Raw genomic sequence first — 15467 nt, forward strand, 5'->3', positions numbered from 1 at the left:
ATATAAAATCAATGATTATGACACTTTATCAAAAAACACTTCAGGACTTTCAGAGAGGCTATTTAGGATTTGCAACGTTGGCAATAATAGGTCAGAGTTGTTTGGGTGGCGCGGCAGCCATGTATATTCTGCAGAATGGCACTTCGATTTTTCAAATGACACAATTGGCATTGGTAGTTATCATCTGCAGCCTTATGAATGGCGCTGTTTTAGCCCAACAAAAGCCGAAATTGGTTTTCAATCTGATTCTAACCAGCACAATCACCAGTATTACCATGATTATCCTGAACACGCTCATCCTTTAACATGAAAAGTGATATTCAAACCAGGGACGACTTATCCAAACTGATCCATTCTTTTTACGGAAAAATAAGAACCAATGAAGAAATCGGTCATTTTTTCAATGAAACCATTCAGGATTGGGACGCGCATTTGGAAAAACTGACGGATTTTTGGGGGAACAATTTATTTGGTGTCCGAAAATATTACGGAAATCCGATACTGGCACATTTGGAAGTTGACGAAAAATTCAGTCACAGTATCAGTCCGAACATCTTTGGCTTATGGCTCAACCTTTGGTTTGAAACCCTGGAAGAATTGTTTGAAGGCGAAAATGTGGAAACCTTAAAGTTTCGAGCACGAAAAATGGGAACTGTTTTTCTGGCAGCCATTTACGAAAACCGACAACATCACCAGTCGGATTCCACGGCGCAAACCAAAGTATAATTCTGACTCATGTGTTCGGCGTCATCCGAATCTATTTCTTCAAAAATAATATCATAGTGCTGAATTATGTCCTTAAAGCGTAATTCGGCACTGCATTTTTTATCGGACAACTGAAACGGACTTTCAAAAATATGCTGCGGAAAACTGATGCCCACTTCATTTTTCAGTTTAAAAATCGCTTCTTTTATTCCCCAAACCACCGTTGCCTTTTTCATTTTGTCGGTTTCAGATAAATTTTCCAGATGCGACACATCCATAAAACGAGGGGCGATCCGTACTACTTTTTCTTTTACCTGTTCCAAATCGATACCGATATTGCAATCACTCAAAACAATGGCCGAAAAGTCAAACGAATGTGAAATGGAAATATGCGTACCGTCTTTTAAATGCGGTTTTCCGAATTCATCATAATACAAATCGAAATCGGTATAACCCGCCTCCTGAAACAACATACGCACGGCCAGAAAACCCTTTTGATGCTCCTCGGACTTCATACCTTCCAATCGGGCCAAAGATGTATCTTTCAGTGACACATTTCGGAAAAGCGTGTTGAAATCTTCGGTAATTTTCCAGAGAAAAACCTTTGCTGTCGGATTGATATCGATTATTTTAAAAAGCGGCATGGGATATTTTACTGTCTTTCAAAAGATTAGAAACCTAAACAATTCACAAAATAAGTCAAATGCTTTAGGAAATAAAAAGGAAATGCGTAATTTTGCATTCCTAAACTAGTTAAAAAATAAAAACAAATATACTAAATAGATGAGTACAACGACATTACCATTTGTTGCCTATAAAGTAAAAGATATCAATCTTGCGGCTTGGGGAAGAAAAGAAATTGAATTGGCAGAAGCTGAAATGCCGGGATTAATGGCACTTCGCGCTGAATATGGCGCAAGTCAGCCTCTAAAAGGCGCGCGAATTGCAGGATGTTTACACATGACTATCCAAACGGCGGTTTTAATTGAAACATTAATCGCATTAGGAGCTGAAGTTACTTGGTCATCTTGTAACATTTTCTCTACTCAGGATCAGGCTGCCGCTGCCATTGCTGCTGCCGGAATTCAGGTGTATGCCTGGAAAGGTCTTGACGAAGAGTCTTTTGACTGGTGTATCGAGCAAACGCTATTCTTTGGTGAAGACAGAAAACCATTGAACATGATTTTGGATGACGGTGGTGATTTAACCAACATGGTTTTTGACCGTTACCCTGAATTAATTCCTGGAATCAAAGGTTTATCAGAAGAAACTACTACAGGAGTTCACCGTCTGTACGAAAGAATGAAAAACGGAACTTTGTTCATGCCGGCTATCAACGTGAACGATTCGGTTACCAAATCGAAATTTGACAACAAATACGGTTGTAAAGAATCGGCTGTGGATGCGGTTCGTCGTGCTACCGATATCATGTTGGCAGGTAAAAGAGTTGTTGTATGCGGATACGGTGACGTTGGAAAAGGAACTGCGGCTTCTTTCCGTGGTGCCGGTTCTATCGTAACGGTTACTGAAATCGATCCGATCTGTGCTTTACAAGCGGCTATGGACGGTTTTGAAGTAAAAAAATTAAACACTGTAGTTGGCAATGCTGATATCATCATCACGACTACAGGAAATAAAGACATCGTTGTTGGAAGTCATTTCGAACAAATGAAAGATAAAACCATCGTTTGTAACATCGGTCACTTTGATAACGAAATCGACATGGCTTGGTTAAACAAGAACCACGGTGCTTCTAAAATTGAAATCAAACCTCAGGTTGACAAATACACTATCGCAGGAAAAGATATCCTTATCTTAGCGGAAGGTCGTTTGGTAAATTTAGGTTGCGCAACTGGTCACCCATCATTTGTAATGTCTAACTCATTCACCAACCAAACGTTGGCACAAATTGAGTTATGGACAAACTCAGCAGCTTACAAAAACGAAGTGTACATGTTACCGAAACATTTAGATGAAAAAGTAGCGTCTTTACACTTAGCAAAATTAGGTGTTGAATTGGAAACTTTGAATGACGAACAGGCCGCTTACATCGGTGTGGAAGTTACTGGTCCGTTCAAACCGGAATATTACAGATATTAATCAGACTATCTTAGACTTCTTAGAAAGTTAGATTTTTAGATACTCAGAAACCCTTGCAGTGATGTGAGGGTTTTTTGTTTGAGTTTAAATCCAGAACTTTCAGCCTTAAAAACTAAGAGCTTTACCAATTCAAAGTTTTACATTCACCGTAAATTAACCTTAAACTTAGTGGAAATAGCATCATAATCCTCATTAGTTAGTTTTCCTTTTTTCTTTCTCAACGCAATCAATTCATCACTCTTTTCAATGATTTTTGCTACAAATTCACGGGTGTCCTGTGAAAAATTAAACGAAAGTTTTGTCCAGTAAAACCGCAGTATGGGTGATTGCATCCACATCAAATAAGCATTGACCCAAACAGACTGACCCGTTTTGTCATATTTTCCTGTCGTAAGAAAATCTTCCATCGACTGAAAGATTCTGAGAGAATAATAAACTTCCAACTGTTTTCTTTTGGTCGCATCATATTTCTGAGGAACTTCGTTTCCAAAAGCGGCGTCCTGATTCATGCTGGAATATAGAAAATAACCTTCCGGATAATTTTGAAGCAATTCCTTTTGGGGATCAAGCCAATTGCGTTGTATGTTTTCTATCGTGTTATACGAAGCCCTGTTTTCCTCAATCCTATCATTGGATCTGATCGACACATAAATATTATAGATTACCAGAAAAAAGGAAAGCGACGCCATGAGACGTAGCGACAATTCGTATTTTTTCTCAACAGGAGCCTCTAGTCTTCGAATTAATTCATACCCAATCACGTAGACTAAAATCAATATGATAGATATTACAAGCACTTCGAAACCGGAATTAGTGGTAATCATTGCGATACAAATTAGAAGTTGCCATACAAGTTACAAATTTATCATGACTTTTTGAAGCGGGAAATTTCAAAAAACCTACAACAGACCCAACTCAGGGATTAATACTTTTTAACACTATAATTTTTTTCCTACTTTTGAAAAAAGTAACAAACGATGAAAAAAACTATTTTAACACTAACCCTAACCGCAACTCTCCTCTCCTGCAGCATTCAGGGCCTGACTAATGATTACAAAAAACTCAGCGATAAAAACAAAGCAAAAGTCGTTTCTCTGGAAAGTTTTGAAAGCACAGATACACTGAATATCTATAGGATAAGCGGAAAACAACTTAAAGACGAAATGGTCAGACATCCGAAATCTTTAGTTTATGTTTTCACAAACGGCTGTACTTCGGAATTATGCAAACCGATGTATGTCTATGAAAATTTCGCCAAAAGAAACGGATACAAATTATTCCTGGTCATGAACGGTTATGCCAACCTAAACGAAACACTAGCTCAAAGGAACGGATTTAGCAGTCCTCTTTTCGCAATTGACAGTAATTATTACAAAAGCACTTTCAGAGGCACTTATACCCGTTATTTCGAAAATGAATTACAGGGAAAACCCATCGAAACAAAAAGCGGCGATTATTTAGGCAACCTGTTCTTTTTTAAAGGAAATCAACTGGAAAAAGTACTGAATGATTTGCCCAACGGCTAAAAACAAAAAACCAATCGTTGCGAAGTCAACTGTCATCAAACAATGCCATTTAAAGAGCAATGCTGCAACGATTGTTTATGCAACATGCCTTTGGACGCTGTAAAATAATCTGAGAAAAACGCTAGGAGACATGTGCACGAAGACAATAAATAACAAAAAGGATGCGTGACATCATCCTTTTTACATATAATGAATTTAATGAAATGTAAACAAAACCTCTGCGGCGAAAAAAGGCTATTTAGCGAACGCTTTCTTATTGAACACGATCAGGATACCCACTCCGGTGGAAATTGCCACATCAGCAATATTAAAAATAGCATTGAAGAAAGTAAAGTGGTTTCCTCCCCAGACAGGCAACCAAGAAGGCAGATTTCCTTCCCAGATTGGAAAATAGAACATATCCACCACTTTTCCGTGAAACCATTTCCCGTAGGGTTGGTCACTGAATAATGTGGCAACTTGTCCGTAACTGTCGTCGAATATTCTTCCGTAAAACACAGAATCGATAATATTTCCAATTGCACCGGATAATATCAGTGCCACGGCCACGATCAGAAAGTTGGATGATTGCTTTTTCACCGCATCATACAACCAATAACTGATACCGCCAACAGCCACAATTCTGAAGATTGTCAGCATTAGCTTCCCGAAACTGCCCGGAATTTCGGCGCCCCATGCCATTCCGGAATTTTCGATGAAATGGATTCGGAACCAATCAAAAACATACACTTCTTCATCAAGCCGAAAATTGGTTTTGATGTATATTTTGGAAATCTGGTCGATAACCAGAACTAGAATTACCAGTAAATAGGCTTTTTTTAACGACATTTTGCTAAATTAAGGAACAAAAATAAACTATTTAAACCACATAAAAAACGCTCCATAAGGAGCGTTTAGTAAAATTTTTGAAAAGATTAACGTTGCAGGTTCTTTGCTTCGATGCTCATGGTTGCATGAGGAACCAGTTTCAATCTCTCTTTATTTATCAATTTACCTGTTACTTTACAGATTCCGTACGTTTTGTTTTCTATACGAATTAATGCGTTTTTCAGATCACGAATGAATTTTTCCTGACGAATGGCAAGTTGTGAATTGGCTTCTTTGCTCATAGTTTCGCTACCTTCTTCAAAAGCTTTAAACGTTGGTGATGTATCATCTGTACCGTTGTTTAAGTCGTTCAGGTAAGCACTTTTTATCAGATCCAAATCTATTTTTGCCTTTTCCAGTTTCTTCTGAATTAATTCTCTGAATTCCGTTAAATCCGAATCGGAATATCTTATTTGTTCATCCACCATAATTTCCTTATTTTGAAATTAATATTCTAGTTTTTAGTTCATCAAACTCAATCTCCGTACCATTTTCGATACGATCCTCAAAAACAAGTTCTTCTGTTAACGTTTCAGATTTTATGTATGCTTCGTTATCTTTTACGGCTTCTTGTATAATCCCGTCTCTTTGCATCGTCACTTTAATCTTGTCCGTAACTTCGAAACCTGAGTCTTTACGGATGTTTTGGATTCGGTTAACTAACTCTCTGGCGATACCTTCTTTCCGTAATGCATCAGAAATCGTTATGTCTAACGCTACGGTAATACCACCCGAATTAGCCACTAACCAACCCTCAATATCCTGTGAAGAAATCTCCACTTCTTCAGATGTTAAGTTAACACTATTTCCTGAGATAACAATGCTTATAACGCCATCTCTTTCCAATTTTGCAATATTTTCCTGATTTAAATTCTGTATCTCTTTAGAAATCAAACCCATATCCTTACCAAAACGAGGTCCTAATGCTTTAAAATTAGGCTTGATTTGTTTCACTAAGATACCCGAAGCATCATCCAATAACTCAATTTCTTTTACGTTTACTTCTGCCTTAATCAGGTCGGAAACCGCTTCGATTTCTTCACGCTGTTTCGCGTCAAGTACAGGAATCATAACCTTTTGCAGCGGTTGGCGCACTTTTATCATCTCTTTCTTACGAAGGGATAAAACCAGTGATGAAACCGTTTGTGCTTTCTGCATTTTGCTTTCCAGCGATTTATCAACAAAGTTTTCAACGTATTTCGGGAACTCGGCCAAATGTACACTTTCGAATTTTTCTCCATGTGTAGCCTGCGTTAAATCTCTGTAAAGTTTATCCATAAAGAACGGCGCAATTGGCGCTCCAAGTCGGGAAACAGTAACTAAACACGTATACAACGTCTGATACGCTGCGATCTTGTCCTGTGCATATTCTCCTTTCCAGAAACGACGACGACACAAACGCACGTACCAGTTACTCAGGTTCTCCTGAACAAAATCAGAGATGGCACGAGCAGCTTTGGTTGGTTCGTAATCGGCGTAAAAACTGTCAACATCCTTAATTAGTGTGTTCAATTCCGACAAAATCCAACGGTCTATTTCCGGTCTTTCGTTTAAAGGAATTTCCGCTTCCGCGTATTTAAATCCGTCGATGTTCGCATATAACGCGAAGAACGAATACGTATTGTATAATGTACCGAAGAATTTTCTTCTTACTTCAGCCACTCCTTCAATATCAAATTTCAGGTTGTCCCACGGATTTGCATTGGCAATCATGTACCAACGCGTCGCATCCGGACCGTATTCTGCTAAAGTCGTAAACGGATCTACTGCATTTCCAAGGCGTTTGGACATTTTTTGCCCGTTTTTATCCAAAACCAATCCATTGGAAACTACGTTTTTATAGGCCACTTTATCAAAAACCAACGTTCCGATAGCGTGCAACGTATAAAACCAACCTCTCGTCTGATCTACTCCTTCCGCTATAAAATCAGCAGGAAAGGACTTGTTTTCATCGATTAATTCATTGTTTTCGAATGGATAATGCCATTGCGCATAGGGCATCGATCCCGAGTCAAACCAAACATCAATCAGGTCGCTTTCGCGTTTCATCGGTTTTCCGGATGGCGAAACCAAAATAATAGTATCGACTACATTCTTATGCAAATCCACCAAATCGTAGTTTTCCTCACTCATGTTTCCGATTTCAAACCCTTTGAAAGGATTCTCGGAAGTCAAGCCGGCCTGGATCGCTTTTTCAATTTCGTTATACAATTCTTCCACCGAACCGATCAGTATCTCCTCGGTTCCGTCTTCAGTTCTCCAGATTGGCAACGGGATTCCCCAGTATCTTGAACGCGACAGGTTCCAGTCATTCGCGTTTTTCAACCAGTTTCCGAAACGACCTTCTCCCGTAGCTTTCGGCTTCCAGTTGATGGTTTCGTTCAGGTCGAACATGCGGTCTTTCACCTCAGTCACCTTGATAAACCACGAATCTAACGGATAGTACAAAATTGGCTTGTCGGTTCTCCAGCAATGTGGATAACTGTGCACATATTTTTCAACCTTAAAGGCTTTATTTTCTTCTTTTAAACGGATGGCGATTTCCACGTCTACAGATTTCTCTGGCGCTTCACCCTCGTTATAATATTCGTTTTTAACATATTTACCACCCAATTCAGCCATCTGACTTACAAATCTTCCTTGCAAATCCACCAACGGTACCGGGTTTCCGTTTTCGTCCAACACTAACATTGGCGGCACTTCCGGAGAGGCTTCTTTAGCCACTTTCGCATCATCGGCACCGAAAGTCGGCGCGGTGTGCACAATTCCGGTTCCGTCTTCCGTGGTAACGAAATCACCGGAAATTATTCTGAATGCATTTTCCGGATTTTGATATGGCAACGTATACGGCAACAATTGTTCGTATTGGATTCCCACCAAATCAGACCCTTTACATTCGGCTAATATTTCAAAAGGGATTTTTTTATCGCCTTCCTTGAAATTCTCAAAATCAGATGCTTCACTGGTTTCGAAATAGTTTTTCGACAACTGTTTGCCAACAAGATTTTTCGCCAAGATAATGTTTATCGGCTGGAACGTGTATTGATTAAAGGTTTTCACCAACACATACTCGATTTTTGGCCCAACGGTTAACGCAGTATTACTCGGCAACGTCCAAGGGGTGGTCGTCCAGGCTAAGAAGTGGATTTCATCCAACTCCAATCTTTCAAATTTATACTGTTTTAAATTATTGTGAGTGATGTAATCGTAAAACTTAGCGAAGGTCAGTTTTCGTTGGTTATCCAGAACTTTGAACTGTGCCACAATAGTCGTATCGGTCACATCGCGGTACGAACCCGGCTGGTTTACTTCGTGCGAAGACAATCCAGTCCCCGCTTTTGGCGAATACGGCTGGATCGTATAGCCTTTATATAACAAATCTTTATTGTAAATCTGTTTCAGCAACCACCAAACCGATTCCATGTATTTGGATTTGTAGGTCACATACGGATCTTCCATATCTACCCAATAGCCCATTTTTTCGGTCAGGTCGTTCCATACGTCAGTATACCGCATAACGGTTTTTTTACACGCTTCGTTGTATTCGGCAATGGAAATGGTTTTTCCGATATCTTCCTTGGTGATGCCCAATTCTTTTTCGGTACCCAATTCCACCGGTAATCCATGTGTATCCCAACCCGCTTTACGCTTTACCTGGAATCCTTTTTGAGTTTTATAACGACAGAAAATATCCTTAATCGCACGCGCCATCACGTGGTGAATACCCGGCAATCCGTTAGCTGAAGGCGGACCTTCAAAAAACACATACGGGGTTGCTCCTTCGCGGGAAGTTACACTTTGCTCAAAGATGTTATTCTTTTTCCAGAAATCAAGCACTTCAGAGGCCACGGTTGGCAAATCAAGTCCTTTGTATTCAGTGAATTTCGTACTCATTTTGTCGTTTTCTTAAATCAATGCGCGAAAGTACTAATTTTTGAATAATTCTGCGTTAATACTATGACAAAATACAAGCCTAACTGATGATTTTTGTGTGAGTTAAGAGAAAAATCCTTAAGCCCTTCTATCAGTTTCAAATTTTCAAACCAATCAGAACCACAATATCCCAAAACAGCTTTACCAAAGAGCATTCGGTTGAAACACAAAAAACCGACTGAGAAACAGCATCCGACCAAAAAACACATAATTAAGAGTTTCAATGTTTTTTTTGAGAGGACTATCCCAAAAACAAGACACCGATTTTACGGACTCTTCATGAATAAACATAAAAAAATCAATAAAATCGGTGTTCTTAAGATATTCTGCCCAAAACCCTATTCAGGCAGCAGAACTGAAATTCGATTTATTTTACAACCAGTTTTTTGGAAACGCTGAAACCATTCGCATCAGAAACATTCACCAGATACATTCCTTTGCTTAATTCCTCAACAGAAATTGGCTGATTGACTACAGGAGCCTGAATTTCCTTCACCAATCTGCCGTTTACGTCCAATATTTTCACGTTGGTCACTACTGTCGATTGGTCATTTGTGGAAAGCTTGAACGTTGTAGTAGCCGGATTAGGCACCAACTGCAAGGCCTGAGCCAGACGAAAATCGGAATTACCCAATACGGTTCCAGTATATTGCACCTTGATGATAATGCCCGGATTTGAAATGGATATAGAATTATTGTTTGACGGTCCTGAAGTGGAACCACTACTATCCGTAATAATATAGAATGTTATTCCGTCAGGCGCTGCCACGATATCACGGTAGCGGTTTTGTGTATACCACAACTCTTCGAAATCGTCATTGGTTCCGTCCGGTTCCGGGTTTGCGATCGGCATGACAGATTCACCATCGGCACTTAATGTCGCTCTGTAAATCCTCCCTCTTTTTAGGGTGGTACTCAAGACAGATGTTCCCCAACCCGGGATTAAATTGTATTCATAAAGACGCATTCCGGAAGGCCCCACGGTTGGCCAGCAGACAAAACCACATCCGGCCTGGAAATTGTAACTATTATCCACTGTACCCCAGGTTGCTATAGGATTTTTGTAATTTACCGGCGCCGCCCAGCTCGACTCTAAAGCAGGAGTAACTGTTGCCGGACAATTGTGATCGGAAAAATTACCCGAATTGCACGGTGAAGCAGTTGACCAATTACAGTATGTGTAAGCCATATTATCGTTATAACCTGCAATATGTGGCCATCCGTAATTTTTTCCGCTCTCAATGGTATTCAATTCGTCATCTGATTTTGGCCCGTGCTCGGAAGCGTATAATTTTCCGTTAGAACCAAACACCAACCCCTGTGCATTACGATGACCGTAAGAATATACGTGACTTACCACTCCGCTCAGCGTAGGGTTGTCAGCAGGTACGGAACCATCTAAATTGATACGAAGGATTTTCCCCTGATAAGCACTGTAATCCGTGGGCGATACCGGAAGAACCTGTGCCTTAATTGAGGTACACGCATTTCCGAACTGATTATTCCCCTGATCGCCAATCGAATAATACAACTTCAGATCGGGACCGATCACGAGTCGACCCGAATTATGATCATTACTCGCCGGAAGCCCCTGCAAGAGCGTCATTTCACTTCCCAGAACTCCGTTATTCCCCGTTATCGAATAAGTAAATCTTGAAATCCTCAGTTTTCGCCCGCTGCTATTGTAAGTATATGCCACATAAACATAATCATTGCCCGTTCCCTGTCCCAACTGAGGGTGCAAAGCCATCCCCATCAGTCCGTCCTGCCCGGCAGTTGAGTAAACAGCCGTTATATCCACTAACAAATCCTGCGCACCGGAGGACGCATTAAATCGGGATATCTCGCCGTTGGCACGCTCCGTAATCCAGAGATAGCCATCCGGGCCGTAAAGAAGCGTATAGGGATTATCAAGCAAACTATTTGATCCGATTTGACTGACAGCCCAATTGTCCGTAGGGTTAGGATCTGTGAGTTGTGCGAAAGAAACATTTCCAACCAACAATAAAAAAAGTAGCTTTTTGATCATAATTATTCTGTTTTGGTTATACGATGAGAAAAGAAACTCCGGTTTATGAAGAACGTTCTTTAATTTAATACAATCCTTTTAATCATTTAGACAGGCTTCACTTCTGTTTCACAACCAGGGCCAAACAAAATTCTTTGAAGCATTTAAAACAAGAACAAATCAAATATAGCAAAAAATTCTTTCAAAATTATAAAACTTTGACGCCTTTCAAGATAAACACAAAAACATAAAAAATCGTTTGTTTCCAATGATCTATGAAAAAACTTCCTTCAGCACTTCGAGTGACTTAGGCTTTTTAAATCCGTCGAGATGGACGGTATAATAGTCAAGTAGTATCTTGAGCAGAACCTGACGTTCGACGCCGGCAAAAATTTTCTGATCGGAATCGAATTTCAAACCGATGAGCTTTTTGAAAAGAAAGGTTTCGTGTTCGGAAAGACAACTGATTGCGTGAAAAGAAGAAAAAACACCTTCATTGAGCTCGAAAAAAGGCAAGTCCATATCGGAAGTATCCGGATAAAACCCAAGTAACTTTGTGACTTCCAAAAGCAGAATAAGATGAAAATTAGCAATTTCCTCGTGTGTATCAAGCCAAAGCAGGGCGGTTTCCAGAAAGGAAAACAGGTTTTCGTTTTTCTCTTCCTCGCGAATGCTGTGATGCAACATTTCGGATAAAAAAATTACGATCGTGCTTTTTAAAATATCCGTATTTATGGAATGAAACGGCGCGGACAACCTGATTTCCCTGAAGTGCTCCAAGGTACCTTTATTCTTGTGATTGGCTTCAATTTCAAGAATATTCAAAGGCTGAAAATAGGCGATTTTCTGATTCGACTTTCTGCCGGAAAAAGCACTTGGCACAAAATAGGATTTCAAACCGTCCGTCTGGGTAAAACATTTCACAATCAGGCTTTTTTCCTGAAATTTTATCGCACTGAGTACAATAGCTTTAGTTTTGACCAACATATATTCAATTAAGAATTACAAACAATCAAATCCACAAATAACCAAACCATCATTTATCGGATTATCATGACTTTTTTGACTTTAGTTTCCACTCCGTCATCGGCTGAAATGAAAATCATGTACACTCCGGAGGCCACTTTGTGCTTCCCGAACGCTTTGGTGTCCCATTCGATGGTTCCGCCTTCTGAAGTGGTTTCATACACTAAATTCCCTTCGATATCGGTAATTTTTATGTTGGCATTATCAATCAGTCCACTGATTTTCACAGTTCCTTCATAACCTGGACGCACCGGATTCGGATAAACATATACCTGACTTAGATCCTCCGCAGGTTTGGTGGCTATACCCTGGAAAGAAACCAGTCCTTTGTCGGTAGCAAAAAAAACTTCTCCCGTTACACCGTCAATCTCGATATCCAACACGTTGTCACTTGGAAGAGGCGAATTTGCTTTTGTAAAATGATAGAGCGTTTCCTGGCCGTTTGGAGAAACCAGGAATGCACCGGCACCATCGATGGCTACCCACTTATTATTCGCTCCGTCCACCACAATATCCATAATACTCTGCTGATAGAAAAGCTCCTGCGCCAGATTATCATCAAGGATAATTATCGGATTGGTTTCCAGACTCGTATCATACAAAAAACGATCAACACCCGGTAAAACACGCAATCCCTCAAAAGTCCCTATCCATAATTGGTTCCGGTTGTCGATAGCTACGCATCGTACATCATTATTGGGAAGATTACCAGTATCGGCGCCTGTTTTTATTAAGATGAATTTATTATTGTAGCGTTCATTAAAAGCAATCACGCCATTTCTGTAGGATCCGATCCATTTCGTGCCATTTTTATCAATTGCTATTGAGGAGTAACTGTCCGATACAGGATTTGTGGTCACATTATTAAAATCATAGGAAAGCCACTGTCCGTCCTTTTTAAAAACTTTTAACCCTTTTGAAACCCTGCTGTTTGTTATCCAGATGCTTTCCTGTTTATCAAAAGCACTGCTGTTTACTAAACTCACATTCGGTATAAGATCTTCTAAAATACTATTTGCAGAATTGTATAAGATTTCGGGTGTGCCATTGTTCGTTTTCAGCAACCCTGAAAAAAAAGATCCGAAAAAGATTTGATTTGGATTATTTGGATTAATCGTGATATTTGAAATCGCTTTTGCCCCCAAAAGATCAGCATAAGGCGTGTCGTTCCATCCGCTTTGATCACTAAACTTACTTATTTCGTACTCACTTGGCGTTCCCCCACAGCAATATTCCCAGGGATTATACTGTTTGGAATATCCTCCGTAAACCGCCCAAAGAAAGTTATCCGATTTTTTTATTCTGAATAATTTATTACGCGCCGGTCCGTTGGGTGTACAATTTTCAAACAAGGTAGTATTTCCGATTGTCGTCTGATGCAGTCCCTTGTCTGCAGTACCTATAAAAATTTTATCCCCAATTGCCGTAGCGCAGGTAAACACTGAAGCGACATCCGGAATCTGCGTAATGTGCGACAGTTGCAGTAACTGATTATCATAAACATAAACATTATTAGCAGAGGTAAAAACCAAACGGTTATCATAGGCTCTCAAATCAACTATAGCCTGACCGACATTCGCAATCTCCTGAAACGCCCCCGCTGCGTGTTTGTAAACCCGGTTGTTCGAGCTTGAAACAACCAATTGATTCTGAAATGTCACGATGCCACTCCAATATCCCGGATCGAATGTGCTCCACTGACTGAAATCGACTAAATTAGGATTGGATAGTTCCGCCCTGCGTATCCCATTCAATTGGGTCACCGCATAAATAAAACCGTTAAAAACAGTGGTCTGAAAAACCTGAACCTCCTCACCGGCAGGTCCGATAAAGTAAGTATCTCCAAACTGCGAAGTGGCCAAATCAAAAACACATATCCCGAAATCACAGGACAGATATACTTTTCCTTCGTGTTCATAAATGTGATTTATCTTTTTCTTATTCGGTGGAATGGAAGGCTTATTAAGGATATCAATCACGTTCAAAACGCTTCCATCAGTTTCATTCACCACCAGAAGCAATCCGTTTTGGTTTCCCACCACAATTTTACGAAACGACTCGCTGTAATGAACAGCTGAAACAACATCGGCCTTAAATCCGTCTATGGAATTCACGGTTTTCAGTTCATTCGTGATTGTGTTTTTTGAAAAGACTGTGTTTTCAGGTGCCGCATAAACCTTATCAACAGACTGCGAAAGATCTTTGATTTCAGTATAGGAAAAAAAACCTCTCCACAATTGGTTTTGCTGTGACAGGCAATTAACGCTAATAAAAGCAAGCAGTATAAAGGGAATTAATTTCTTCATTAAAATCGGTTTGTTTTACAAATATAGTCTAAAACGGTTTTTTACTGTTTTTTATATGACATGTTTAAAAAAATAACTTTCGTCAAACAAACTATTTAACAGATTCAATAATAAATTTTACATTTTTTTAAAAGTCTTTTTTTACTTTTTTTTTAATGTGAAGTTTGTTTTTATATATTTGTCAGATATTGACCTAAAATAAAGTAAAATGCCCAGAAAAATTTTATTTATCCTGTTAGTTGCTTTAGGAAGCAGTAGCGCACTTAGAGCTCAATTCGGCTTTTCCCATGAAATTGGAGCAATTGCGGGACCGGTTATGTTTATGTCAGATTACGGAGAAAGATATGACTTCGAGACTAATAGCGGAAATACCGGATATGGTATAGGTCTTATACATTACTTGAATTTTTCTTATAGAGCAGACTGTAACTGTTACGCCCCTGAAACTTATTTCAATGACCACTTTAAATTAAGAACAGAGATATCTTATAACAAAACAGAACTAAAACACTATGGGCAGTGGGTTGATTCTAAGAAAAACTCCATAATGGCACAACAATTAAGAGCCATGAGAGGTACTGCATCCAATACAGACATCGGAATGCAATTAGAATATTTCCCTTTAAGTATTCGTTCTTTCACGGCAACGAACGGTTCTTTTGGTCCTTTCGTAAGTTTGGGAGCACATTATACCTATTACAGTCCGGAAGCCAGTTCCACTAGAGGACGTTTGGATCAGCCTGGGGTATTACCTACAAAATATATTGGTGGTGTTTCCAATGACAGCGGAAGCACTTGGTCTATCGTATCCAGTGTAGGAACACGTTACAAGTTAACAGAACTTTCCGACCTGATGCTAGATCTACGCTGGCAATACTATTTCTCCAACTGGGTTGACGGTTTAAATCCCGATCCGAACATTTACAAGGAAAACAAAGCCAACGAATGGCTGGTTTGGTTAAACTTCGGATACATTTACTACTTAGACTAAACAAT

At 39.6% G+C, this 15467-nt stretch carries 13 protein-coding genes; 5 read left to right on the forward strand and 8 right to left on the reverse strand.

The window, feature by feature from the left end:
- Nucleotides 1-17: 17 nt before the first annotated feature.
- Nucleotides 18-305 carry a hypothetical protein gene (locus tag FLJC2902T_RS05630; protein WP_023578807.1) on the forward strand — a complete coding sequence of 96 codons (288 nt, stop codon included), beginning with the start codon at nucleotides 18-20 and terminating at the stop codon, nucleotides 303-305.
- 1 nt (nucleotide 306) lies between these two features.
- Nucleotides 307-726 carry a group III truncated hemoglobin gene (locus FLJC2902T_RS05635; RefSeq protein ID WP_023578808.1) on the forward strand — a complete coding sequence of 140 codons (420 nt, stop codon included), beginning with the start codon at nucleotides 307-309 and terminating at the stop codon, nucleotides 724-726.
- On the opposite strand, the gene FLJC2902T_RS05640 is transcribed toward FLJC2902T_RS05635, so the two are convergent.
- A complete protein-coding gene (locus FLJC2902T_RS05640; RefSeq protein WP_023578809.1) occupies nucleotides 690-1349 on the reverse strand; it encodes a 4'-phosphopantetheinyl transferase family protein in 660 nt (219 codons plus the stop codon). The two genes, FLJC2902T_RS05635 and FLJC2902T_RS05640, sit on opposite strands and share 37 nt — an antisense overlap.
- Nucleotides 1350-1488: 139 nt before the next feature.
- On the opposite strand from FLJC2902T_RS05640, the gene ahcY reads away from it, so the two are divergent.
- Complete coding sequence (gene ahcY, locus FLJC2902T_RS05645; RefSeq protein ID WP_023578810.1) at nucleotides 1489-2805, forward strand: adenosylhomocysteinase; 1317 nt, start codon at nucleotides 1489-1491, stop codon at nucleotides 2803-2805.
- Between the two features lie 143 nt (nucleotides 2806-2948).
- Here ahcY and FLJC2902T_RS05650 read toward each other — a convergent pair whose 3' ends face one another.
- Entirely contained in the window at nucleotides 2949-3629 is a 681-nt protein-coding gene (locus FLJC2902T_RS05650; RefSeq protein ID WP_023578811.1) for a hypothetical protein, read from the reverse strand.
- 153 nt (nucleotides 3630-3782) lie between these two features.
- Between FLJC2902T_RS05650 and FLJC2902T_RS05655 the strand changes: the two genes are divergently transcribed.
- Nucleotides 3783-4331: a hypothetical protein gene (locus FLJC2902T_RS05655; RefSeq protein ID WP_023578812.1), complete on the forward strand. Its 549-nt coding sequence runs from the start codon at nucleotides 3783-3785 to the stop codon at nucleotides 4329-4331.
- Nucleotides 4332-4565: 234 nt separating this feature from the next.
- On the opposite strand, the gene FLJC2902T_RS05660 is transcribed toward FLJC2902T_RS05655, so the two are convergent.
- The 6 genes from FLJC2902T_RS05660 to porZ all read right to left on the reverse strand — a co-directional run bounded on the left by FLJC2902T_RS05660 (nucleotide 4566) and on the right by porZ (nucleotide 14471).
- On the reverse strand, nucleotides 4566-5159 hold the full coding sequence (locus tag FLJC2902T_RS05660) for a lipoprotein signal peptidase (protein ID WP_023578813.1): 594 nt from the start codon (nucleotides 5157-5159) through the stop codon (nucleotides 4566-4568).
- Between the two features lie 86 nt (nucleotides 5160-5245).
- The gene (locus tag FLJC2902T_RS05665) at nucleotides 5246-5626 is read right to left on the reverse strand and encodes a TraR/DksA family transcriptional regulator (protein WP_023578814.1); all 381 of its coding nucleotides are present in this window, start codon (nucleotides 5624-5626) and stop codon (nucleotides 5246-5248) included.
- Between the two features lie 7 nt (nucleotides 5627-5633).
- Entirely contained in the window at nucleotides 5634-9092 is a 3459-nt protein-coding gene (gene ileS, locus FLJC2902T_RS05670; RefSeq protein ID WP_023578815.1) for an isoleucine--tRNA ligase, read from the reverse strand.
- Between the two features lie 406 nt (nucleotides 9093-9498).
- On the reverse strand, nucleotides 9499-11160 hold the full coding sequence (locus FLJC2902T_RS05675; protein WP_023578817.1) for a glucose/sorbosone family PQQ-dependent dehydrogenase: 1662 nt from the start codon (nucleotides 11158-11160) through the stop codon (nucleotides 9499-9501).
- Nucleotides 11161-11412: 252 nt separating this feature from the next.
- Complete coding sequence (gene recO / locus FLJC2902T_RS05680; RefSeq protein WP_023578818.1) at nucleotides 11413-12126, reverse strand: DNA repair protein RecO; 714 nt, start codon at nucleotides 12124-12126, stop codon at nucleotides 11413-11415.
- Between the two features lie 53 nt (nucleotides 12127-12179).
- Nucleotides 12180-14471 carry a type IX secretion system anionic LPS delivery protein PorZ gene (porZ, locus tag FLJC2902T_RS05685; protein ID WP_023578819.1) on the reverse strand — a complete coding sequence of 764 codons (2292 nt, stop codon included), beginning with the start codon at nucleotides 14469-14471 and terminating at the stop codon, nucleotides 12180-12182.
- Nucleotides 14472-14679: 208 nt separating this feature from the next.
- Between porZ and FLJC2902T_RS05690 the strand changes: the two genes are divergently transcribed.
- Nucleotides 14680-15462, forward strand: coding sequence for a THC0290_0291 family protein (locus FLJC2902T_RS05690; protein WP_035677400.1), 783 nt, complete (start codon nucleotides 14680-14682; stop codon nucleotides 15460-15462).
- The last annotated feature ends 5 nt before the right edge of the window (nucleotides 15463-15467 follow it).

This window comes from Flavobacterium limnosediminis JC2902 (assembly GCF_000498535.1).
GTDB lineage: Bacteria > Bacteroidota > Bacteroidia > Flavobacteriales > Flavobacteriaceae > Flavobacterium > Flavobacterium limnosediminis.